This window comes from Micromonospora sonchi (assembly GCF_014646235.1).
GTDB classification, from domain to species: domain Bacteria; phylum Actinomycetota; class Actinomycetes; order Mycobacteriales; family Micromonosporaceae; genus Micromonospora; species Micromonospora sonchi.
This window is the reverse complement of the sequence record NZ_BMNB01000043.1, coordinates 16,536-38,529: the sequence shown is the minus strand read 5'-3', so window position 1 is coordinate 38,529 and position 21,994 is coordinate 16,536. Positions and strand designations below refer to the sequence as shown.

Genomic DNA, 21,994 nt, shown 5'->3' with positions numbered 1-21,994 from the left:
TTCCGAACCCGGAAGCTAAGCCCTCCAGCGCCGATGGTACTGCACTCGGGAGGGTGTGGGAGAGTAGGACACCGCCGGACATTCTTCCGTTTAGGGCCACCCCATCTGGGGTGGCCCTAAACGCGTTCCTCCTCATTCTCCTGGGCCCGCCGGACCGCCGCCTCATCAGGCGGTCAGTCCTTTCGCCCGGGGACCACGACGCCGGACTCGTACCCGAGCACGACGGCCTGCGTCCGGTCTCGGAGTCCGAGCTTGGCGAGCACCCTGCTCACATGCGTTTTCACGGTCGCCGGGCTGATGAACAGATGGGTCCCGATCTCGTCGTTGGTGCGGCCACGGGCCAAGTGCCAGAAGATCTCCCGCTCCCGTTCCGTGAGCGAACTGATCGCTGCCAGCGACTCGGCCGAGGGGGCGGTGAAGCGCTCGACAAGGCGTCGTACGAGCTCCGGCGCGAGGACGGAGTCTCCCCTCGCGGCGACCCTGATCGCGTGGATCAGGTCGAGAGGGTCGACGTCCTTGAGCAGGAAGCCGCTCGCCCCTGCCCGCATCGCAGCGAACACCAGCTCGTCCTCGCCGAACGTCGTGAGTACGAGCACGCGGGTCGTGGACCCGCCCTCGACGATGCGTCGAGTCGCCTCGATGCCGTCGAGCTCGGGCATGCGGATGTCCATGAGGATGACGTCGGGGTGCTCACGGTCGACGACAGTCACCGCCTGAAATCCGTTGACTGCCTCGCCCACGACCTCGATGCCGGGCTCGGAGTCGAGGATCAGCCGCAGCCCGGTGACGATGAGGGACTGGTCGTCGGCAATCACCACTCGCACGGGCCTGCCGCTCCCAGAGCCCGATTCTGCTTGTCCGCCAGTTCCGTGGCTCATGGGGCCACCTTGATCGGCACTGCGGCTTCGAGGCGGAAGCGGCCCGGCGGCCGCGTCGTCCGCAACCACCCACCACACGAACGCGCCCGCTCTTCCATCCCGATGAGGCCGAATCCTAGATCATGCGAGCCCTGCTCGCGGCGGTCACTCGCCCCAGCGTCGTCCACCCGGTTGTCGATGACGATGTGCACGAGGCCGGCCTTCGACTCGAGCCGAACCCGCACGTCTCCCGACCCGTGACGGACGGCGTTCGTCAGGGACTCCTGGACGATGCGGTACGCGGCCAGATCCTCGGCGGGGCCGAGAGCTGGCAGTGGGTCGTCCACGTCCAGACGAACGTCCAGTCCGGCCGAGGTGAGTTCGTCGACGAGGCCGGCGGCGTCCACCAGGCGCGGTGTCGGTCCCGTGCCGAGGGCGCCGGGTTCCTCGCGGAACAGCGCGACGAGAGTCCGCAACTCGTCCATGGCCTCCTTGCCTGTCGACCGCGCGGCTCGGAGGGCCAGACGTGCCCGCGTCGGGTCGCGGGTGAACGCGTGGTCCGCGGCGCCCAACTGCATCACCATGACGGCGAGCGAGTGGCCGAGCACGTCGTGCAGATCCCGAGCGATCTCGGTACGGTTCGAGGCGATTGCCTCGCGGGTGTGCCGCTCGCGTTCGCTGATGAGCCGAAGATTTTCCACAACGACCTGATCGCGGCGTTCGAGACTGGCGCGGACGGCATACCCTGCGGCCCATGGCGCCCCCACGATAATGGTCGTGAGCAGCAGGCTCGGCACGTCCGTCGGATCGTTGATGAGCACGCCAACCCACGTGAAGGCGAGCGCCAGAGCAAGGCCGGCGAGTTGCTCCCATCGATGGCCGTGCCTCGCGACGGAGTAGACGGTGAGGACCAGGGCCAGGATCGTGGCATAGCCCTCACTCGTGACGTCGTGCCCCAGGCCCTCGCTCACGAGCAGGACGCCCCAACCGAGTACCACGGCAGGGAGCGGGTGGCTCCGGCGCGCCGCGACCGGAAGGGCCACGCACGCAACTCCCACCAGCGCCACCCACCCGCTTCTCTGCAGGCCAACCTGGAGGGCGCCGAGCGCAAGGAGGCCGAGTGCCAGCGCCACGTCCTGGCCGACGGCGTGTCGGTCCGCTCTCACGATCGCAAGGCTAGGACAGCGGGATGCGGAAACACGTCGGCTGCGCGGCGGATTGGCGTACGTCGCGAGAGGTATGCGGCCGCTCCCGTCGGCCCGTCCCTGACGCCGTGCGGGCGACGCGCGAGCCGTGGGCAGCTTCCTACGGTCGGAAGGTCTCCTTCCACCGCTCTCACGGAGGTCTCGATGTCCAACTCCATGTCTCGCCCGGCGATCTGTCTCACCACCGGTGCCGCCCTCGGGCTCGCCGGCGTCGTCCTCATGCCCCGGCTGGTCGGCTCCCAGGTCGAGAACCTCGGGGTGATCGAGGCACACTCGGGGCGGTTCCTCGCAGCGTCGGCGCTGACGTTTGTCTCGGCGATCCTGCTCGCGGTCGGCTTCGCGCTGCTGGGAGGCGAGGTGGCCCGTGGTGGCCATCGTCGGGCAAGCGTGCTGCTGTTCCTCGGCTCCGTCGGATGGTTGCTCCACACGGCGGTGATCGCGGTCAACGCCGTGATGTCCGAGCTCGCCTCGTCCACTGCGCGTACCGAGATGGCCGAGGTCGCGGACCAGATCTTCGCGGGTCCGGTGTTCCTGGGGCTGCTCATACCGATGATGCTGGCGACCGTCATCGGGATGATCGGCACCGGCATCGTCCTCTGGCGAACCGGTCGTGCCCCCGTCTGGATCGGCGTGGCCATCGCGATCGCACTGTTCCTCGACTTCGTCACGCCCGAACAGCTCAGTGGCATCCCGATGTTCGCCCTGCTCACGGTGGCGTTCGGTGCTTTGGCCGCGCGGAAGGGCGACCGCCTTTCGTAACCGCCGGCTCTCCGACGGGCGACGTGCGCGGGGGGTGCTGCGTGCGTACGGGAGGGGGGGACGGCCCCGCCGGCGGGAAGCCGGCGGGGCCGTGGGGAAGCTGGTGTGGCGTCAGGAAGGTTGCTGCTTGGCGCAGATGAAGCGGGGCTCCGCCTGGTAGGTCCAGGTGAACTTCTCCCGCTTGACGACCTTGCCGTCCTTCTTGATGACCCGGAAGGCGTCCTGGGTGAAGCCGAGGCTGCCGTTGGCGGGGATGCACCTCGGCCCCGGCTCGAGGTAGACGGTCTTCGGCGAGGTGATGTTCCGCCGTGGGCCGTACTCGGTCTTGACGCTGTCCCAGATCTTCGTGCTCCAGATGGACACGGTGATCGAGTTGCCGGTGTACGAGGTGTCGATCAGGACGCCGTACTCGGTGTTGTTGCGGAACTTGAAGTCGAGGTTGGGCCAGAAGATCGTCGACTCGATGACCGCCGGGTAGCGGCTGAAGTAGTACGAGTGCGGCTTGTGCTCGACGTCCTCCAGGCCGGCGTAGTAGGTCGCGTTGAACAGCGTGGTGGTGAACTGGGACGTGCCGCCACCGACGCCGGGCACCAGTTTGCCGTCGAGGATGACGGGCGCGTCGCGGTAGCCCTGCGAGTAGCCGCGTTCCCCGGTGTGCCCGTTGAGCGAGAACGTCTCGCCGGGCAGCACCACCGTGCCGTCCACGTCCTTGGCGATCGTCACGATGTTCTGGCTGCGGGGCGACCCGAGACCGCCGGTGAAGTTGGTGGTGAAGGAGGAGACTCTCTCCTTGATGCCCAGGGAGCCGAGTTTCTCCGCGGTGAGCTTCGGCTGGACCGGCTTGAGCTCAGCGGAGATCGTCCGGTCCGTGCTGCGGGGCAGGACCTCCAGCAGGTTGTCGCCGAGCTTGCTGGTGTCCACCCGCTGTCCGGCGCGCCCGTCGGTCACCTTCGGCTTGCCGCCGGAGATGACCATCGTCGCGTCCTTCGGCGCCACCTCGACCGCGTCCACACTGTTCCCGAGCGCGGCCCACAGTCGCTTCACGTCCACGCTGGGGGTGAGCTTGCCGGCCTTGTCGGCCTTGAAGCGGAGGCCCTTCGCGATGGCCTGTGGCGGAATGTTCACCGAACCGCGGTCGGTGGTCAGCTTGACCGGCGCCGCCACGGCCGGCTCGGCCAGCTCGGCGACCATGCGGTCGACCTCCTCGGCCGAGGTGGCCGGATGGTGCTCCACCAGCGGCACGGTCACCGGCTGCCCGCTCAGCCAGCCCGCCTTGACCACCTCGGCGGAGTGCTCTGCGTCGACGTCGAGGCTCGGCTTGGGGTAGCGCACCTTCGGTTTGGTCCCGGAGAAGGTGATGGCGGGCATCGTCATCTTCTGGCCCTGCTTGCCGACGAGCTTCGTCAGCTCGGCGGTCAACTTCGGCACGTCGACCGAGACCACCGGCTCGACCTCGCGCGAGCCGACCAGGCGGTCCATCGCGTGGGCGTCGGCCGCCGCCGCGGCGGCCACGGTCGCGTCCACGTCGACGGTGAGCCCCACGTCGACCGGGTTGATCTCGGCGGTCCGCTCCCCGACGCGTACCTGGATGGGAGCGGCGAGCTCGGCTGCGCGGCGGTCGAGCTGCGCACGCAGCTCCCGCGCCGCGTCCGTCCTGCTGCGCCCACCCAGCTCGGTGCCGAGCACGGTGGTGCCGCGCGGCACGTCACCGGCGTACGCCCAGACGGCGACCGCACCGACCGAGGCGAGCACGCCGGTGGCCACCCCGGTGGCGAGCAGGATCCGGAACCGGCTGGATCGCTTACGTTCACCCTGTGGAGCGGCCGGCGCGGGTTGTACCGGTTCCTCGACGGGCGGCCAGCTGACCGCCGCCACCTGAACGGTGGGCCGATCGTCGGCAGCGGGCGGATGTTTTTCGCCGTACAGCGTCACAACAACTACCTCTTAGGGGCATGCGGAGCTGGGACCCCACTCCGGGAGAGATCTACGGTAACGAACGCCGAGCCTCGCTGGGAGGCGGTGCACCACCACGTGGCATGTTCGCTGGCCGCAGTCGCGCTGGAGCGTCTATGCGATGACACTCAGTGATGCTCGCGCGCTAACCGTGCGCACCCGTTACGAAATCGTGATTGATCAATGCGTTAGTTACGGAGGGTGAGTCGAGGCGGGCGGGCGCAGTCCTTTGAGGCTTTGACGACGAATTTTGCGTGACGCTGAGTAGCTGACAGTCGAGGATCCTTCGCCCCCGGGTTACTGCACGGTAATCCGCCTCTTGTGACCCACGTCGCAGAGGTGCACCATCATGCTCGTTCGTTACCCGGCGGTAACGGGGTGGCCCTGGTGTGCCCGTCGCCGCCACTTCCGCCAGAGCGCCGCGCGAGTTCACCGAGGAGGAACAAGTGCAGCAACCATTCGACCGGCCGGGGCGTACCCGGTGGCGGCGCTTCGCCGCCCTGATGGTGCCCGCGACCGCGGTCGCGGGCGCGATCGTCTTCGGCATGGCCAACGGCGCGATCGCCGCTTCGTTCGCGGTCTCCGGTCAGACCTTCAAGGTCTCCGCCACCGAACTGCGCGGCGAAGGATTCGTCCAGTACGGCGGCCTCGCCGAGGAGACGGACGGCAAGGCCCATCCGGTGGCGGTCTCCGGCATCCGCAAGGCGGAGCTCGACAACCTGTGCCAGTCGGTCAAGGTGCCCGGGGCCGACATCGTGCTCACCATTCGAGCCGGTGGCAACGGCAAACCGGCCAGGGCAAGCGGACTGATGATCGACATGGACTCGCTGGAGGGCGACGCGGAGTTCAAGAACATCAACATCGGCCAGGACGCCAGCACCCTCGACGCGGGTCCGAAGGGCGCGGTTGGTGCCCGAGGAGCCTTCGGCCAGCAGGCTGACACGGTGACCATCAAGAACCTCCGGCAGGTCGCGCGTTCAACGCACGCGGGCACGTTCACGCTGACCGGGCTACGCCTGGCGGTCAACCTCGGCGCCGCCGCCAAGGAATGCTTCTGAGTCGACTCCGGGCCGCTGTCCGCGGCTCTCGTCCGCAAGCTCGGTTGCAGGAGGGTACGTGACAACCGTCGATCAACGACCCCGACGCGGCCGGGCCGACGAGGCGCGGCAGCGGTTCCGCCGCTGGCGGCGGAGCAGGCCGTTCTGGGGCGGCCTACTCACCGCAGTCGCCGGTGTGGAGATATTCGGGACCACCCAGATGTCGCTCGGCGGGCTCTCCTTCCAGATGGGACCGACCGGCTTTCTCTCCTGGCTGATCCCCACCATCCTGGTCGCCTGCGGCATGCTGATGTGGTTCAGCCCGCAGCAGCGGATCTTCTACGCCGTGGTCGCCGTGGTCACCGCGCTGTTCTCCCTGATCGGGGTGAACCTGGGCGGGTTCTTCGTCGGCCTGCTGCTCGGCATGGTGGGCAGTGGCCTCGGCTTCGCGTGGGTGCCGGACGACCGGCCCGCCGCCGACCAGCCGCCGGCGTCCGGCCGCCGTGCGAACCGGCTCTTTGCGGTGGCCCTGCCGTTCGTCGCGCTGACCGTGATCGTCGCCACCGCTGGACCGCTGCCGGTCCGGGCGACGCCAGCGGTTGGTGTACCCGCCGGGCCATCCTGCCCGACCCGATCGCCGTCGGTGCCGACCAGTCCTGACAGCACGGGTGGCCCGGCACCGGGCAGCCAGAGCGCCTCCCCGCCCGCCGGGGACGAATCTGGCGACCGGGGCCGCGACGGCGGCATCGTCACCAATCTCCTCGACGGCATCGGCCGGCTGTTCGACGAGGACGACGCGGACGACGGGCCCGAGGCGGCCCCGACGCCGAGCGACACGGCGGCACCCGCCCCCGAAGGCACGGCGGCACCCGCCCCCGAGGGCACGGCGGCACCCGCCCCCGGCGATACGGCGACACCTGTCCCGAGCCCCACCGGTGGCCGACCGACCCCGCCCAGCCGCCCGTGCCCGGTCCCGACCTCGACCCCCGACGACGAGACGCCGCCCGAGCCCGGTCAGCCACTGCCCAGGATCGCCGCCGAGCCCGGTCAGCCGCTCGTCGCGGTGACCCCGTCGAAACTGACCGGCTCCAAGGTGAGGATGACGGCGCTGCGGTTCGAGGGAATCGTCGATCTGCAGACCTCGGAAGGGACGCTGCGTACGCTCAAGTTCCGGATGGAACGCGCGGTCACCGACGACTTTCTGCTGCGCTCCCCGGGGCCGTCCGGGCAGACCCTGCGGTTCGTCACCGACCGGCTGACCGTAGGCGGCGACGTCAGCTTCTACGCCACCCGGTTCGTCGGGCGGCTGCTCGGCATCAAGATCACACTGACGCCGGACCTGCCGCTGCCCGACGGCATCCCGATCACCTCACCCATCCCGATCACCTTCACCGAGCCGGTGATGGACCTGGCCTTCGTCACCTGCGACACGCTGACCGCCAGGCCCACCCTCCGGGTCGACCTGGCCTAGCGCCCTGTCGCAGTCTCGACCGGAAGCGGATGGTCGAGTGGCCGTCATGTCACACCGACATGATTATGTCTCTGTGACATGACGGCTTCGATGGGTAGTGCTTCCGTGGCCGGGTAGCTGCAGGGGCCGACGTTCCGGGCGGATCAGAGACGGGCGGATCAGAGACGGGCGAGTGCCCGGCGCAGCGGGTCGAGGCCCAGGGCACCCAGGTCGAGCGCCTGCCGGTGGAACTCCCGCAGGTCGAAGTCGGCGCCCTTGCGGGCCTTGGCGTCCTCCCGGGCCTGGAGCCAGATCCGTTCGCCCACCTTGTACGACGGGGCCTGACCCGGCCAGCCCAGGTAGCGGTTCAGTTCGAAGCGCAGCATCTCGTCCGGCACCCGGCAGTGCGCCCGCAGGAACTCCCAACCCAGCTCCGGCGTCCAGCGCTCGCCCGGGTGGAAGTCGAACGGATTGTCCTTCGGGATCTCCAGCTCCAGGTGCATGCCGATGTCGACGATCACCCGGGCGGCCCGGAACGCCTGCGCGTCCAGCATGCCGAGCCTGTTTCCCGGGTCCGCCAGGTAACCCAGCTCGTCCATCAGCCGCTCGGCGTAGAGCGCCCAGCCCTCACCGTGCCCGGAGACCCAGCAGAGCAGCCGCTGCCAACGATTGAGCAGTTCGGCCCGGACCACGGTCTGCCCGACCTGGAGGTGATGCCCGGGAACCCCCTCGTGGTAGACGGTGGTCACCTCCCGCCAGGTGGAGAAGTCGGTGAGACCCTGCGGCACCGCCCACCACATCCGGCCGGGCCGGGCGAAGTCCTCGCTGGGGCCGGTGTAGTAGATGGCGCCGTCGCTGGTCGGCGCGATCATGCATTCGACCCGTCGGACCTGCTCCGGGATGTCGAAGTGCGTGCCGTGCAGGTCGCTGATCGCCTGGTCGGCGAGGGCCTGCATCCAGTCGCGGAAGGCCTCCTTGCCCCGGATGGTGCGGGCCGGGTCGGCGTCCAGCGCCGCGACCGCCTCGTCGATGGTGGCGCCGGGGCCGACGATCTCCGCCGACACCGTGCGCATGTCGGCCTCCAGCCGGGCCAGCTCGGCGAAGCCCCAGGCGTACGTCTCGTCGAGGTCGATCCGGGCGCCGAGGAAGTACTGCGACGCCAGCTCGTAGCGGTCCCGTCCGGCGGCCTGCTTCTCCCGACCGTGCGGGGCCAGCTCGCTGCGGAGGAACTGCCCGAACTCGGCGGTCGCCGCGGTGGCCGCCGCCGCACCCCGGCGCAGCTCCGCGCCGAGGGCACCGTCGACGCCCAGCCGCTCGACCAGCCCGTGGAACATGTTGTCGCCGTCCGGATCCACCCAGGCGTCGCACTGCTTGGCCACCTCGAGCAGCTGCGTCCGGGAGCTGACCCGCCCGGTCGCCGCCGCCTCGCGCAGCGTGGTCTTGTAACCCTCCATCGCACCGGCGAAGAGGTTCAGCCGGGCGGCGATGTTGGCCTGTGCCTGCTCGCCCTCGGTGGGCATCAGGTCGAAGACCATCCGGGTGTGGTGCAGGCCGCTGGTGATGACGTTGACCTCGCTGGTCGTCTCGCCAGCTTCGTACCGGGCGAGGTCGAGACCCAGCCGCTCCTGCATCGCCTCCCGGGCGGTGCGCTCCGCCTCCGTCTCCGGCTCCGTGGCGTCGAGGTCGGCCAGCGTGCGTCGGGTCAGCTCGATCTGCGCCGCGTAACCCTCGGGCGACAGGTCGTCCAGCTGGTCGTCGTAGCCGGAGATGCCGACGTACGTGGCACCGATCGGGCTCAGTGCCGCCCAGTCGGCCACGTAGCGGTTCGCGATGTCGTCGATTCGTCCCACCCTGCGAACCCTACGCGAGGCGGCCGGGCCGATGTGGTCAGCGCGCTCAGGGCAGCAGGCGCCCTGCCAATGTAGGTGGTTTCTGTGGCCTGCGACACGGTGGCCGAATACCGCGCGACGATGTCGTGCCCCAGGAGCAGAGTGTCAGGGGTGACAGTGGACTTCACCCCTGACCGCCCGGCCCTGCGGGGTTGGCTGCCCGGCTTCATCGCCCTGGCCGCCATCTGGGGCTCCAGCTTTTTGTTCATCAAGGTGGGCGTGGCGGAGCTGCATCCGCTGCACCTCACCCTCTACCGGGTCGCCGCCGGCGCGCTGACCCTGCTCGTGGTGCTCGCCGTGCTGCGTGACCGGCTGCCCCGGGAGCCGCGGGTGTGGGCCCACCTCGCCGTGATCGCCGCGTTCGGGGTGGCCATGCCGTTCACCCTCTTCGGTTACGGCGAGCAGCGGGTCGAGTCGATGCTGGCCGGCATCTGGAACGCCACCACGCCGCTGGTCGTGCTGCCGCTGGCGGTGCTGGTCTTCCGCACCGAGCGGCTGACCGTACGCGCTGCGATCGGGCTGCTGCTCGGTTTCCTCGGCGTGCTGGTGGTGCTCGGCGTCTGGCAGGGCGTCGGCGGGGCCCACTTCGTCGGCCAGCTGATGTGCCTCGCGGCGGCGTCCTGCTACGGCGTCGCGATTCCGTACCAGAAGAAGTTCATTGCCGGCAGCAAGCTGTCCGGGCTGTCCCTGTCGGCCGCCCAACTGGTGGTTGCGGCGGTCCAACTCGCCATCGTGGCGCCGCTGGTGGCCGGAGCGCCGCCGGTGCCGACCGATCTGTCAGCGCGGGTGCTCGCGGCCGTGCTGGCGCTGGGCGCGGTCGGCACCGGGCTGGCCTTCGTGATCAATCTGCGCAACATCCGGATCGTCGGCGCGACCACCGCTGCCACGGTGACGTACCTGATTCCGGTCTTCGCGGTGCTGATCGGCGTCGTGGTGCTGGGCGAGCGGCTCACCTGGCACCAGCCGGTCGGCGCGCTGATCGTGCTGCTCGGCGTGGCCGTGTCGCAGGGACTGCTCGGGCCCCGCCGACCTCCCGCTCCGACTGCCACGCCACCCCCGAAGACCCCCCGCCCCGAGCCCGCCGCCCGCTGACCCGCAAATCAGCGGCGGGTCCAGGCGATCAGGTCCTCGGCGGTCCAGGTGTTGATCACCCGGTCGGCGGGGACCCCGCACCGGGCCGCCCGTTCGCAGCCGAAGCGCTGCCAGTCGAGCTGCCCGGGGGCGTGCGCGTCGGTGTTGATGGCGAACCGGCAGCCGGCCTCCAACGCCCGACGGATCAGCCGCTTCGGCGGGTCCTGTCGCTCCGGGCGTGAGTTGATCTCCACGGCGGTGTCGTGCTCGACGCAGGCGGCGAAGACCGCGTCGGCGTCGAAGTCGCTCTCCGCTCGGGTCCGCGCGCGGTGGCCGCGGTCGCCCGGGCCGGTCACCCCGGCCGGCCGGGACGAGACCATCCGGCCGGTGCAGTGGCCGAGGATGTCCAGGTGCGGGTTGGCGATCGCGGTCAGCATGCGCCGGGTCATCCTGGCCCGGTCGTCGTTGAGGCCGCTGTGCACCGATCCGACCACCACGTCCAGCCGGGCCAGCAGCTCCTCCTCCTGGTCGAGGGAGCCGTCGGCGAGGATGTCCACCTCGATGCCGGTGAGGATCCGGAACCCCTCCGGCAGCGCCTCGTTGAGCCGTGCCACGTGATCGAGTTGCTGGCGGAGCCGGCCGGCGGTGAGCCCACGGGCCACCTTGAGCCGGGGCGAGTGGTCGGTCAGCACCAGGTACTCGTGGCCCAGCTCGACGGCGGCCAACGCCATCTCCTCGATTGGTGACCCGCCGTCGGACCAGTCCGAGTGGGTGTGGCAGTCGCCGCGCAGGGCGGTACGTAGCTTGGTGGCCTCGGCGTCCAGGTCGCTGCCCTCGGTGGCGAGCAGCCGGCGCAAATAGACCGGTTCCTCTCCGGCCAGCGACTCGGCCACGCAGCGGGAGGTGACGTCGCCGACCCCGGCCAGTTCGGTGAGCTTGCCGGCGCGGGCCCGCTCGGCCACCTCCTTCGTCGGCAGCGCGGCCAGTGCGTTGGCCGCCGACCGGAAGGCCCGCACCCGGTAGGTGGCCTCGTTCGCCCGCTCCAGCAGGAAGGCGATCCGGCGCAGGTCGGCGATGGGGTCACGGCTCATGTTGCAACAAACTACGCGCCCGCGCCGCCGGTCTGGGGGGAACGACCGGCGGCGCGGGGTGGTGCCGGGAACGGATCAGCTGTACGGCAGCCGGACGACCGAGCGGTCGCCGACACCGAGGGTGCTGGGGTTGTTGCCGATGGCGGACCAGACCTCCACCCGCACGGTGCCGCCGCGCAGGTTACCGAGGGCACCGGTGCTGGAGTGCAGCCCGGCCGCCTGCGTGTAGTGCTCCCAGCCCGGCACGGGATCGGTGGCGAAGTAGCGGTACGTCTCCACCCGCTCCCAGGACCCGTCGCCGGTCAGGTCGTACGAGATGCGGGCCTGCACCCCGTTACCCACCGCCGTGCCGGCGTCCAGGAACAGATCGAACGCGGTCTGCCCGCCGGTGTGGTTCAGGTTCAGCCCGGTCGCGGTGAACACCACCGGGCTGCGCGGCGTGCCGTCGTGGTTGGCGCCGCCGGCGCTGGTCACGGTGGTGGTGCCGGCGGTGCCGGCCGCACCCAGTCCGCCGCCCGCCAGCAGATGGCGCACCGGCGAGCTGGACGGCGGGTCGGTGGGCGTGGGAGTTGGCGTGGGCGTGGGGGTTGGCGTGGGTGTCGGAGTCGGAGGTACGCCCCCGCCGCCGCTGCCGCCGCTCCAGGTGTGCGCACCACTGGTGGCCGTACGTCCCGGTGCCACGGCCAGCTGCGTCCCGTCGGAGAAGCGTACGGTCAGCGGGGTGCCGGAGACGTTGTTGGCCACGTACGTGCGGGCGCCGTTGCGGTTGAAAACTGCGGCCAGCGGGTGGTCGGCGGTGACTCCGGTGTCGACCCGGCCCAGCGCGGCCAGGTTGCGGACCCAGTGGAAGGTGTGTGCCCGGCTCTCGCCCTCCTCCGGGGTGTAACCCGGGTTGGCGCGCAGCTTGGCCAGCGCGGCGTCGGCGTCGCCGAGGGCCAGGTGTTGCCAGTGGATGTCCTGCCACACCGTCGGCTCACCGCCGTTGTTGCGCACCAGTTCGGCGTACTTCAGGGAGTTGTCGTTCGGGTGGTGGCCCAGGTAGAGGTGCCCGCCGGTGACCGGCAGCAGGTTGATGCCCTGGATCATCTCCGGTTCGGCGCTGAACCAGGTGGCGTACGCTCCGCCGTCACCCCAGACCATGCCCACGTTGTTGTGCCCGAACGCGGCGGGGAAGTTCTCGTCGTCGACGTCGAACCAGTACTCGTGGATCGCCGCCGCCTGGGTGGTGTAGATGAAGATGCCGGCGTCCCGGACGGCGGTGTTCCCGGTGGCCTGGCCCCACTGGATGAGGGCGTTGGCGAAGTTCATACCCTCCGACGAGGACTCCTGGTTGTTGCCGCTGGCGAACGCGCCGTGTCCGGAGGCCCAGTCGTGCCCGGCGTAGATGTCGAAGTCGCGCAGGTACGGGAAGCGGGTGTCGGCCCGGTCGTAGTTGTTGGCGTCCCGGATGAGCAGGTCGATCATGCCGCCGTACTGGTCCTGGCGGGCCCAGGCCGGGTCGAAGCGGGCCAGCGTCGCGGCGGCGGCGATGTAGTAGCCGTAGTGGAAGTGGTGGTCGTTGAGCTCCTGGTCGGAGCCGTACGAGGCGGGGTAGCCGATCAGGGTGCCCCACCGCTGGTCGTAGTAGAAGAGGCGCTCGGTCTCGCCAGGTGAGGCGGTGAGCCAGTCGGTGAGCGTGGAGCGGATGGCGTTGAGCGCCGTGGTCCGGGTCTCGGTGTCGCCGACCTGGTCGGCGATCTCGGCGATCCGGGCCGCCCGGCCGAGCCCCTTGCCGGTCCAGTAGGTGTCCCCGCCGCGCTGGTCCATCGGGTTGCCCCGCACCGCGGCGAGGTGTTGCCGCAGCGTGGTCAGGTCGGCGCCAGCGCCGGTGGCGACCGCGGGCACCTCGGGCAGTACGCCGTGGAACCGCATCGAGGTGCGGAACTCGGCGACTCCGGTGAGCACCTTCATCCGGCCCCGGGCCGACGGGTAGGTCTGGGTGATCGGGGTGGCCCCGGTCAGCGACTTCCACTGGTGCGGGTAGAGGCTGACCACGGTGCGCGTCTCGGTGCCCTCACGTGGCGTGGTGGTGAAGGTGTACCGGGTCTCCACCCGGCTGGTCGCCGCGTTGTAGCTGTAGCCGACGCGGGTGCCGGTGACGTGGGCGTGCGCGTGCTGACGGTACGTGGTGGCGAGCTGGGCGCGGGCCGTGCCGTCGGTGGTGGCCGGTAGCAGGGCGACCGAGAAGTAGCCGCGCCCGGCGAGGTTGGAGCTGATCCGGCCGCCGCTGACGGTCCAGGTCGCTCCCGTCGGCGCGTACGCCACGTAGTCGTGGCCCCGGACGGTGAAGCCGATGGTGGTGCCGCTGTGGGACCAGACCGTCGGGCTGCCGCCGGTCACGTTGATCACCGCGTCACCACCGCTGCTGCGGAAGTACGTGAACGGCAGGCCGTGGCCGATGGTGGCGCGCAGGGTGCGCGATCCGTCGCTCCAGTACGGCGTGACCGTCCAGTCCGTCCAGTCGTCCACCAGGACGTTCGGGGCGCCCAACCCGGCCACCCCGACCCGGATGTCCTCCACGTAGGGGTACTTGAACTCGCCGACGCCGGTTGCGGTGCCGGTGATGGTGGGGGTGGAGGTGGCCGAGAAACCGAGCCCGTCGGTGACCGGCTGGTAGGAGACCGGGTGTGCGTGCAACGGCTCGCTGAACGAGCAGTTGAGGCGCTTCCAGAGCAGTGCGGACCACCAGTCGTTGGTGGGGACGGGCCCGGGCGGCGCGGCGGCGGTGGCGTACTGCCGGGGGTTGGTGGCGATGTTTCCGCAGCCACCGGGGAGCGGGCCGACCGGGGTGGTGGTGTAACTGCCGGCGCCGACGGGCGCGGCCTGCGCGGCCGAGGTGATGGTGACGGCGAGCCCGCCGCCGAGGACGAGGGCCGCGGCGGCGGTGGCGGCCAGGAGTCGATGGTGGGTGCGGTGTGGGATGGGAGGTCTCATCTTTCCTCCATCGCGCGCCGGTCCAACCGGATCGGCGGGGGCGTTTCGTCGACATTGTGAGGTTAGTCGGTAAGAGAGCGCTCTCTCGGTGTTACGCGGACGGTAGTTCACCGGCCAGACCGCCGTCAATGTGTCGCAGTGATGAAATGCGGATGACGCCGGACGAGGGCAGGCGGGTCAGCGCGCCCGAGGCTTCTCCGGGCAGCCGTGCCGGCGATGCCAGGCGGCGACCTCGGTGGCCGGCTCGCGGTTGCCGCCCTTGCGCCAGGAATCGAGGTACGGCGCCGGCCAGACCACGCCCCGGCGGATCCACCAGCCGTCCTCGCCCAGGCACGGTGGCGAGATGCCGAAGTGCAGGTGGCAGACGTTGTTGGCGTTGCCGGTCCGGCCCACGGTGCCGAGCCGCTGACCCGCCCGCACGCGCACCCCGGGGTCGATGCCCTCGGCCACCTCGGTCAGGTGCGAGCCGTAGTAGCGCACGCCGTCGTCACCGAGCACCGACACCGACAGGCCGCCGTTGTGCGGGCCCTGGGGGCCCCGCTTGTCGTACCGGTCCCGGCGGCTGACCTCGCCGATCGTGCCGTCGGTGACCGCGACGACCGGTTCACCGCAGTCGGCGAAGATGTCCGTCCCCGGGTACGCGGAGTGGGTCGGGTGGTAGGCCACCTTCGTCGCGCGTACCGGAAAGACGTGCGGCAGCCCGGCGCGGGGCCGGGTGGCGGTCGGCGCCGGCTGGTCGGCGTTCTCCGGCCCGGGGCTGCTCGCGGTGAAGTCGGGCGCGGCCGACGTGCTGGTCGCGGGCGTCGGTTCGGCCCAGTTCGGTGCGCCGCCGGCACCGCAGCCGGCGGCGGCGAGCAGCGGCACGAGCAGCAGCACCGCGTACGCGGTGCGGCGTCCGATCGTCAGCGGGACCACCCGGCCATCCTGGCAGAGTCGGTACGGTGAGCAGTACCGTCCAGCGCAGGCAGGAGTGGACCGGAATGAAGCCCTACAGCCCGTCCGGCCTCTTTCCGTCCGGGCGACCCCCGCGCCCCACCTACCGCGAACCGCACCAGGTCAGCGGTGCCGGCGTCGCCGCAGGGGCGACCGCGACCCTCGCCTGGCTGGTGCTCTTCGGCCTGCTCGGTCGCAGTCTTGCCGGATATGCCTGGTGGACCCTGCTCGCCGGTGGCCTGGCCTGGCTGGCGGCCCTGGTGCTGGCCCGTTTCGGCGACCGGGGGGTGGCCGCCGGCATCGCGATCGTCACCGCCGGAGGCTGGAGCGTCGCCGCCGCCGCGGTGGCAACCCGCTGGGCGGCCAGTGGTGACTGGCCCCTCTGGTGACGCTACCGGTGGCGACTTCGCTGCGTCGTCGTGCGGGTACCGAACCCGTCTTGACTCGGTCGCCGCGACTCGGCACTCTCCCGGTATGGCCTGGACCACTTCGCGGCTCGATCCCGATCGCAGCCGACGCCGCCTCCAGCTCCTGGCGCAGTTGGCGGACGCCCGCGCGGTACGCGAACGTGAACGGCCGCGACGCGCGCGAACCGAGCGGCTGCGCCAACTGATCGCCACCCGTCGCCGCCTCGCGGGCTGACGGCACCAGCACTTTCCCCACCAATGACCGCCCCTTCGGGGCGTTGACCGGCCGTCTGCCGACCCGACCGGCTAACGTGCTCGCGTAACGGGCCGGTGTGAGTCGGTCCCGAGGCAATTTGGGGGGACCCGTGTCGTACTTCGCTGCGGCCGTCGTACGTGAGAAGGGCGGCTGGTCGGCCGCCGAGTTGAACCTGCGGGGTGCCACCGACGTCGACGAGGTGGCCGAACGGCTGCGCGACGTCGCTCCCGACGCCGACGTGTCCCTGCTGTTCGTCGAAGCGGACGACACCTATCTGGTCATCCTGCGTCTGACCGAGGGGGAGGACCTGCGGGTCTTCGGCTCGGATTCGGCGTTCGCGGAGGAGTCCCGGCTGGGCGCCCTGCTGATCGACGACCTCAAAACGCCGGTCACCGGGCTGGACGACACCGAGGAGCCGCGTCCGGCCGTCTCCGCTGGTGACGACGAGACCGAACAGCCCGCCGCCGACCCGGAGGCGGACCCGGTCGGCGAGGCGGACCTCCTGGCCGACCTGGGCATATCCGCGCAGCGCCTGCTCGCCCTCTGCGCCCACGAGGGGATGATGCCGGCCGACGTCACCGTCGAGGTGTGCCAGGTGCTGGGCTGCGTCGACGACGTCGAGGAACTGCGTGAGGTCTGAACCGGCCGACGCGACCGATCCGGCGCTGGAGACGGTCCGGCCCGGTCAGCCCACGCCGGGCTCGGTCGGCCGGGTGGGGCCGGGGGCGCACGAGGGGCTGGCCGACCCGACCGGCACCGGCCGGCGGCAGCGGCACGAACTCTGGATGCGCCGCGCCCTGGAGGTGGCCGTCACCGGCCCGACCCGGCCCGACGCGGCTGTGGGGGACGACGACGTACCGGTCGGCGCGGTGCTCTACGGCCCGGACGGCACCGAGCTGGCGATCGGCCGCAACGAACGCGAGCTGACCGGCGACCCGACCGCGCACGCCGAGGTGCTGGCGCTGCGCCGCGCCGCGCAACGGTCGGGCCGCTGGCGGCTGGACGGCTGCACCCTGGTGGTCACCCTGGAGCCGTGCACCATGTGCGCCGGCGCCCTGGTGCTGGCCCGGGTGTCGACCGTGGTCTTCGGCGCCTGGGAACCGAAGACCGGCGCGGCGGGCTCGCTCTGGGACGTGCTGCGCGACCGCCGGCTCAACCACCGACCGGAGGTGTACGGCGGCGTCCTGGAGACCGAGACCGCCGCCGTCCTACGCGCCTTCTTCCGCTGAAGCCCGATCGCCGGCGGTGCCTTCGTGGTGCCGGCGGGTCAGGCGGTACGGAGCAACGTGCCGGCCACCGCTCGGGCCGTGTCCGTCCACGGGGCCGGCCGCAGGGTCGCCGGGTCGAGCCGGACGACCGCCCGGGTGCCTTCCGCGTACACGGTGGCGTCGTCGAGCGAATGGAACCGGAAGGCGTACGCGGCGCTGCTGGTGCCGAAGTGCTCCAGCCAGAAGTGCACGGCGACCGGCCCGGTGCCGGTGATCGGTGCCCGGTAGGTGATGGTGAACTCGCGGACCGCGTGGAAGACGTCGGGCGTGGTGGCGCCGCCGTTCCGGTAGGCCACCCCCCGCTCCGACCAGTACGCGGTCAGCGCCCGCTCCAGCAGCACCGCATACCGCGCGTTGTGCAGGATGCCCATGGCGTCGAGATCGTCGAAGTGGACCGTGCTGTGTTCGACGTGGCCGTACTCGACGGCGGCGGGTTCGGCGAGGGCGTGAGTCATGACGGGCCTTCCGGTAGCAGGTTCGGGTCGGGGCAGAGCACCCGCAGTCGATGCAGCACGGCGTTACGGGCGTGCCGGTAGGTGGTTTCCGGGTCCAGGATCCGGGAGCGCATCGCGGCGGCGATCCCGAACGAGTCGATCTCGTACGCCAGTTGCGCCGCGTCCGTCCCGGCGGGCAGCTCACCGAGCTCGACCGCCTGCCGGACGAGCAGTTCCAGGAAACCGGCCCAGTCGGCGAAGACCTCGACGAGGCGGTCCCGGACTGCGCCGGGGCGGGCGTTGAACTCGAACTCGGTGGTGGCGAAGAAGCAGCCACCGGGCAGCACCTGGGTGGCGTAGAAGTCGATCCGGGCCTCGTGCAGCGCCCGGATCCGGCGTACGCCTCGGGGCGCGCGCAGCGCCGGGCCGATGATCAGCTCCTGCCACTGCGCGACGGCGCGGTCGATGGTGGCGAGCTGGAGCGCCTCCTTGGAGCGCCAGTGGGCGAAGAGGCCGGACTTGCTCACGCCGAGGGAATCGGCGAGGTGACTGAGGGAGAGCCCGTCGAGGCCCGCGCTGGAGGCCAGGCTGACGGCGGCGTCCAGCACGGCGGTGCGGGTGCGCTCACCCCGGGCGAGCCGGCCGTCGACGGTCATGCGAGGGACTCTACTAAAGAAGACCGACCGGTCGTATTTATTTCCGGGTGATGATCGTCACCGCTCCTGACATGCAGCATCCCGCCACCGATGCGCGGTGGCGGGACGCTGTGGTGCCTCAGGCGACGATGGTGTCCAGGGCGATCTCGACCATCTGGCCGAAGGTCTGCTCCCGCTCCTGGGAGGTGGTCTTCTCGCCGGTCTTGATGTGGTCGCTGACCGTCAGCAGGGTCAGCGCGCGGGCCTTGAACCGGGCGGCGATGGTGTAGAGCGCGGCCGACTCCATCTCCACCGCCAGCACGCCGTAGTCGGCCAGCCGGTCGTAGAGGTCCGGCCGGTCGGTGTAGAAGGCGTCCGCGGCCAGGATCGGCCCGACCCGCATCGCGATGCCGCGCCGCTCGGCCACCTCGACCGAGGTACGCAGCAGCCCGAAATCGGCGACCGGGGCGTAGTCGATCAGCCCGTCGAAGCGGAACCGGTTCATGTTCGAGTCGGTGGACGACCCGATCGCCGCGATCACGTCCCGCAGCTGGAGATCCTCGGTGAGCGCGCCGCACGAACCGACCCGGATCAGCGACGTCACGCCGTACTCGTTGACCAGCTCGTGCGCGTAGATCGAGGCCGACGGCATGCCCATCCCGGAGCCCTGCACGGAGACCTCGACCCCGTTCCAACGGCCGGTGAAGCCCAGCATCCCCCGGACCGTCGAGTAGCAGGTCGCGCCCTCAAGGAAGGTCTCCGCGATCCACTTGGCCCGCAGGGGGTCACCCGGCATCAGGACCCGCTCGGCGATCTCGCCCGGCTTCGCGCCGATGTGCGTACTCATGACCCAGATCCTGCCAGGCCGACCGGGCAGGCACCGGTTCGGCGTCGGGGCGGGTGGTCCTGTACCCTACTCGGCGGTGGCGTGTCCGAGTGGCCTAAGGAGCACGCCTCGAAAGCGTGTGAGGGTTTACGCCCTCCGAGGGTTCAAATCCCTCCGCCACCGCTCGCTGAACAGGCGCAGCGCCCGGCAGTCCGTGAGGACATTCCGGGCGCTGCGTCGTTCCGATCTCACTTCTGGTCTCAGCCTCGGCCTTGGCCGGCTCATTCATGATCGCCGGTCGACACCGCGGCTCCGCTCAGCCCCGAACAGTTGCTCCAGCCGCTGAACGGCTCGATGCCGGATGATCGTCTCGGGCACCTGGCTGGCGTGCGGGGAGCGGTGGTCGTCAGGATGCTGATTTCACAGTGACATGAATATGTCAGGGTGACATGACGCCTGTTCGGGATGTGCCTCTGGCCGGGCGACACGTGTTGTTTCTCTGCGAGCCCCGGGGCGCTCAGGGACCAAGATCTGCGGCGTTCAGCAGGGAGAGTGGCCGTCGAGGAAGAGGCGGCGGGCCCAGGTGGCGTAGCCGGCGATGATTTTGCGGACCTGCTGGCCGTCGTGGAGGAAGAGGTACGCGCGGTCGCCGTCGCGGGCGAGCAGGCCGTCGAGACGGTACGTCCCATGTGGAGCGCGAAGGGTGCGCACCTTCGGATACCTCGTCTTGACCTCGGCGATCGGGGTGCCGGCGGTGACGCCCTCCGGGGTGTGGACCGGGTCGCCGGCCCAGAGCAGCACCAGCCGACCGTCGATGAAGATCGGGCTGATCATGTCGTGCCCGGCCAGGGTGGGGCCGCAGGCGTCGACGTCCGTACGCAGGATGCCGCGCCGGGTCAGCTCGCTCTCGGTGGCACCGAATTCCACGTCGGCGACACCGTCGAGGCCGATCACGGTGACCGACGCGACGGGCTCGTGCACGCCGATGGTGTCCGGTGACATGGGTCCGCTGCCCGATGCCGAGGCAGCCAGAAGTAGTACGGCAATGAAGCCGAATTGTCGCAATCTCATCTAATCCCCCACCTCCCAACGTGACGGGGGCGGAGAGGTTATTGCTGGTCCTCCCACTCGTCGGCCAACTCGTCCCAGTAGTCGGCGCTCAGCCCACGCCGCCCGTGCGCGAGCCAGCCGGCGGTGCTCCGCTCGATGTGCAGACCCACCTCGGCGAAGGGATCGATCCACCGGCCCGGCTCGGCGCCCAACTCGACCAGGGCGGCGTTGATCGGCCACTCCGCACGCGGCCCGTCGAAGACTGCGTCGAAGCGCGGCCCCCAGGCCGGCAGCCCGCCCAACCAGACCATCGCCGCCTGGTGTCCGACGCCGCCGGCGAACTCCGCCTCGACGTACGCCACCGGCCCGCCCCGGGACCAGCGCGCCAGCACCTCGGTCAGCGCCGGGGAGAGAGTGAGCGCGAAGGGCTGCTCGGGGCCGGGTTCGTCGGGCGTGTAGTCGGGCGGGGCCCCGGTCAGCTCCTCCACCAGCTGTGGGGTCACCGGCAGCAGGGCGAAATCCTGCCGCAGCTCGCCGAGCACGGCGTGGTCCAGCTCGCGGGTCTCCTCGCGGAGCAGTTCGGCGTCCGCGACGACCGCGCTGAGTTCGTAGCTCACCCGATGTCCACAGCCTGTGGATAGCACATGTGTACGACGGCGGTCAGCGCTCGGCGGGCAGCCCGTCGACGAACGCCCGCCAGGCGGCCGGGGTGAACGCCAGCACCGGTCCGCCCCGGTCCTTCGAGTCGCGTACGCCGACCACGCCGGGCAGGTTGCCGGCGACCTCGACGCAGGCGCCGCCGTTGCCGCTGCTCCGGCTGCTCTTGCGCCACCGGGCACCGGCCAACTCCGGGGTGCCATTCACTGCCATGACTCCGCTACCTCCCTGATCAGGTCGACCGACTGCCAGTGGGAGAGGGTCTCGCCGCGCACGTTCTCCCATGCGGCCAGTATCGCCGCGATGTCGGCCTGTTCGCTAACCACTTGGCCCTGCAACTGGTTGTCCAGGTAGCCGGCAATGCGGTGATCTGCTGCGGTGGCAATGATGAATGGCCCGTTCAGTCCGGCGTATTCGCCCACCGTGGACGGCACCACGTGCACCCGGATGTGCGGCTCGGTGCAGGCGTCGGCGAGCGTCAGCAACTGCTCGCGCATGACGGCTGGGCCGCCGACCGGGCGGCGGAGCACCGCCTCGTCCAGCACTGCGGTGAGCCGCGGCGGCTCCTCCCGGTGCAGAATCAGTTGGCGCGAAATCCGGTGAGCGACCAGCCGTTCCACCTCACTGCGGGGAATCAGGCCACCGCCCGCGAGGACTGCGCGGGCGTAGGCCTCGGTCTGGAGCAGACCGGGTAGGACAGTCGATTCGAACCAGCGCAACGTGGTCGCCTCGCGTTCGATCTCCTGCCAGGGGCGGAACCAGACCAGCGCCCGACGTCGCGAAATGTCCGGCCAAATGTCCGAGACGTTCTTCTGTAGCGCGTCTGCCGCCGTGAGCCGGTGTCGGGCGTGTGGGATCCGATCCTCCAGCAGCCACCGGCTGACCGTCTTCGGGTCGACGCCGACGTGTTCCGCAAGCGACTCGATGGTGTGCCCGGTGTCCCGCAGAGCCACCCGCAGCGCGTCGTTCATGGGTCCTCCCATCGGACGTCTCAAATATCTGGGCACCATATAGCTACGCCATGTAGTTGTCTCGTCACCTGCGCGAAGTTGGTGCATAGACGGCGTGGCCGGTGGAGGTTCTTCCCCTGACCCGGCGGTCACGTACGTCGGGGGCCGCCGTCGGGACGGCAGCCACGGCGGCCCCCATCCACCACATGAAGCACTGTCGAGCTGACAGCACAGACGACTCGGTCGGCTCGGCGGGCGAACGGATCGAGGTTTACCTGTGTCGCATCAAGCTG

Annotated in this window: 21 protein-coding genes, 1 tRNA gene, 1 rRNA gene and 1 pseudogene; 10 read left to right on the top strand and 14 right to left on the bottom strand. The window is 70.5% G+C overall.

What is annotated here, in order from left to right; genetic code table 11:
* A 5S ribosomal RNA gene (gene rrf / locus IEY61_RS32320) occupies positions 1 to 80 on the top strand; the annotation flags it as partial.
* 93 nt (positions 81 to 173) lie between these two features.
* On the opposite strand, the gene IEY61_RS28660 is transcribed toward rrf, so the two are convergent.
* Together IEY61_RS28660 and IEY61_RS28655 are read right to left on the bottom strand one after the other, a co-directional pair.
* On the bottom strand, positions 174 to 878 hold the full coding sequence (locus IEY61_RS28660) for a response regulator (RefSeq protein WP_189049933.1): 705 nt from the start codon (positions 876 to 878) through the stop codon (positions 174 to 176).
* A complete protein-coding gene (locus IEY61_RS28655; RefSeq protein ID WP_444543362.1) occupies positions 875 to 2,023 on the bottom strand; it encodes a sensor histidine kinase in 1,149 nt (382 codons plus the stop codon). The genes IEY61_RS28660 and IEY61_RS28655 overlap by 4 nt, the downstream gene beginning before the upstream one ends.
* 183 nt (positions 2,024 to 2,206) lie before the next feature.
* Here IEY61_RS28655 and IEY61_RS28650 point away from each other — a divergent pair, with 183 nt between their 5' ends.
* Complete coding sequence (locus tag IEY61_RS28650) at positions 2,207 to 2,821, top strand: hypothetical protein (protein WP_189049929.1); 615 nt, start codon at positions 2,207 to 2,209, stop codon at positions 2,819 to 2,821.
* Positions 2,822 to 2,932: 111 nt separating this feature from the next.
* On the opposite strand, the gene IEY61_RS28645 is transcribed toward IEY61_RS28650, so the two are convergent.
* Entirely contained in the window at positions 2,933 to 4,753 is a 1,821-nt protein-coding gene (locus tag IEY61_RS28645; protein ID WP_189049928.1) for a VanW family protein, read from the bottom strand.
* Positions 4,754 to 5,277: 524 nt separating this feature from the next.
* Here IEY61_RS28645 and IEY61_RS28640 point away from each other — a divergent pair.
* Positions 5,278 to 5,832: a DUF6230 family protein gene (locus IEY61_RS28640; protein ID WP_189049941.1), complete on the top strand. Its 555-nt coding sequence runs from the start codon at positions 5,278 to 5,280 to the stop codon at positions 5,830 to 5,832.
* Positions 5,833 to 5,890: 58 nt separating this feature from the next.
* Positions 5,891 to 7,282, top strand: a complete 1,392-nt coding sequence (locus tag IEY61_RS28635) for a DUF6114 domain-containing protein (protein WP_189049926.1) — start codon at positions 5,891 to 5,893, stop codon at positions 7,280 to 7,282.
* A 158-nt stretch (positions 7,283 to 7,440) separates the two neighbouring features.
* Here the strand turns inward: IEY61_RS28635 and IEY61_RS28630 are convergent, their stop codons facing one another.
* The gene (locus tag IEY61_RS28630; protein ID WP_189049924.1) at positions 7,441 to 9,111 is read right to left on the bottom strand and encodes a DUF885 domain-containing protein; all 1,671 of its coding nucleotides are present in this window, start codon (positions 9,109 to 9,111) and stop codon (positions 7,441 to 7,443) included.
* A gap of 150 nt (positions 9,112 to 9,261) precedes the next feature.
* Between IEY61_RS28630 and IEY61_RS28625 the strand changes: the two are divergent.
* Positions 9,262 to 10,362 (top strand): annotated as a pseudogene (locus tag IEY61_RS28625) (DMT family transporter); the annotation flags it as partial.
* Here the strand turns inward: IEY61_RS28625 and IEY61_RS28620 are convergent.
* From IEY61_RS28620 to IEY61_RS28610, 3 genes are all read right to left on the bottom strand, one after another.
* The gene (locus IEY61_RS28620; RefSeq protein WP_189049920.1) at positions 10,251 to 11,312 is read right to left on the bottom strand and encodes a PHP domain-containing protein; all 1,062 of its coding nucleotides are present in this window, start codon (positions 11,310 to 11,312) and stop codon (positions 10,251 to 10,253) included. The pseudogene IEY61_RS28625 and the gene IEY61_RS28620 sit on opposite strands and share 112 nt — an antisense overlap.
* A gap of 75 nt (positions 11,313 to 11,387) precedes the next feature.
* The gene (locus IEY61_RS28615; protein ID WP_189049918.1) at positions 11,388 to 14,285 is read right to left on the bottom strand and encodes a glycosyl hydrolase; all 2,898 of its coding nucleotides are present in this window, start codon (positions 14,283 to 14,285) and stop codon (positions 11,388 to 11,390) included.
* Between the two features lie 177 nt (positions 14,286 to 14,462).
* Positions 14,463 to 15,158, bottom strand: a complete 696-nt coding sequence (locus IEY61_RS28610; protein ID WP_373293235.1) for a M23 family metallopeptidase — start codon at positions 15,156 to 15,158, stop codon at positions 14,463 to 14,465.
* Positions 15,159 to 15,265: 107 nt separating this feature from the next.
* On the opposite strand from IEY61_RS28610, the gene IEY61_RS28605 reads away from it, so the two are divergent.
* The 4 genes from IEY61_RS28605 (at position 15,266) to IEY61_RS28590 (ending at position 17,110) form a co-directional block, all read left to right on the top strand.
* Positions 15,266 to 15,607 carry a hypothetical protein gene (locus IEY61_RS28605; RefSeq protein WP_189049939.1) on the top strand — a complete coding sequence of 114 codons (342 nt, stop codon included), beginning with the start codon at positions 15,266 to 15,268 and terminating at the stop codon, positions 15,605 to 15,607.
* An 85-nt stretch (positions 15,608 to 15,692) separates the two neighbouring features.
* Complete coding sequence (locus IEY61_RS28600; RefSeq protein WP_189049914.1) at positions 15,693 to 15,860, top strand: hypothetical protein; 168 nt, start codon at positions 15,693 to 15,695, stop codon at positions 15,858 to 15,860.
* Positions 15,861 to 15,990: 130 nt separating this feature from the next.
* The gene (locus tag IEY61_RS28595) at positions 15,991 to 16,521 is read left to right on the top strand and encodes a tRNA adenosine deaminase-associated protein (protein ID WP_189049912.1); all 531 of its coding nucleotides are present in this window, start codon (positions 15,991 to 15,993) and stop codon (positions 16,519 to 16,521) included.
* A gap of 73 nt (positions 16,522 to 16,594) precedes the next feature.
* Positions 16,595 to 17,110 (top strand): nucleoside deaminase, encoded by a 516-nt coding sequence (locus IEY61_RS28590; RefSeq protein WP_373293234.1) that lies wholly within the window; start codon positions 16,595 to 16,597, stop codon positions 17,108 to 17,110.
* Between the two features lie 38 nt (positions 17,111 to 17,148).
* Here the strand turns inward: IEY61_RS28590 and IEY61_RS28585 are convergent, their stop codons facing one another.
* The 3 genes from IEY61_RS28585 to deoD form a co-directional block, all read right to left on the bottom strand.
* Positions 17,149 to 17,604 carry an acyl-CoA thioesterase gene (locus IEY61_RS28585; RefSeq protein WP_189049910.1) on the bottom strand — a complete coding sequence of 152 codons (456 nt, stop codon included), beginning with the start codon at positions 17,602 to 17,604 and terminating at the stop codon, positions 17,149 to 17,151.
* Positions 17,601 to 18,239, bottom strand: coding sequence for a TetR/AcrR family transcriptional regulator (locus tag IEY61_RS28580; protein WP_189049908.1), 639 nt, complete (start codon positions 18,237 to 18,239; stop codon positions 17,601 to 17,603). The genes IEY61_RS28585 and IEY61_RS28580 overlap by 4 nt, the downstream gene beginning before the upstream one ends.
* 118 nt (positions 18,240 to 18,357) lie before the next feature.
* On the bottom strand, positions 18,358 to 19,065 hold the full coding sequence (deoD, locus tag IEY61_RS28575; RefSeq protein ID WP_189049907.1) for a purine-nucleoside phosphorylase: 708 nt from the start codon (positions 19,063 to 19,065) through the stop codon (positions 18,358 to 18,360).
* Between the two features lie 75 nt (positions 19,066 to 19,140).
* Here deoD and IEY61_RS28570 point away from each other — a divergent pair.
* Positions 19,141 to 19,227, top strand: a tRNA-Ser gene (locus IEY61_RS28570).
* A 357-nt stretch (positions 19,228 to 19,584) separates the two neighbouring features.
* Here IEY61_RS28570 and IEY61_RS28565 read toward each other — a convergent pair.
* The 4 genes from IEY61_RS28565 to IEY61_RS28550 are packed head-to-tail and all read right to left on the bottom strand — an operon-like array spanning position 19,585 to position 21,722.
* Positions 19,585 to 20,115, bottom strand: coding sequence for a hypothetical protein (locus IEY61_RS28565; protein ID WP_189049905.1), 531 nt, complete (start codon positions 20,113 to 20,115; stop codon positions 19,585 to 19,587).
* 38 nt (positions 20,116 to 20,153) lie between these two features.
* Positions 20,154 to 20,711: a hypothetical protein gene (locus IEY61_RS28560; RefSeq protein ID WP_189049903.1), complete on the bottom strand. Its 558-nt coding sequence runs from the start codon at positions 20,709 to 20,711 to the stop codon at positions 20,154 to 20,156.
* Between the two features lie 43 nt (positions 20,712 to 20,754).
* Positions 20,755 to 20,964 carry a DUF397 domain-containing protein gene (locus tag IEY61_RS28555; protein ID WP_189049901.1) on the bottom strand — a complete coding sequence of 70 codons (210 nt, stop codon included), beginning with the start codon at positions 20,962 to 20,964 and terminating at the stop codon, positions 20,755 to 20,757.
* The gene (locus IEY61_RS28550; protein ID WP_189049899.1) at positions 20,955 to 21,722 is read right to left on the bottom strand and encodes a helix-turn-helix domain-containing protein; all 768 of its coding nucleotides are present in this window, start codon (positions 21,720 to 21,722) and stop codon (positions 20,955 to 20,957) included. The genes IEY61_RS28555 and IEY61_RS28550 overlap by 10 nt, the downstream gene beginning before the upstream one ends.
* Positions 21,723 to 21,994 lie beyond the last annotated feature (272 nt).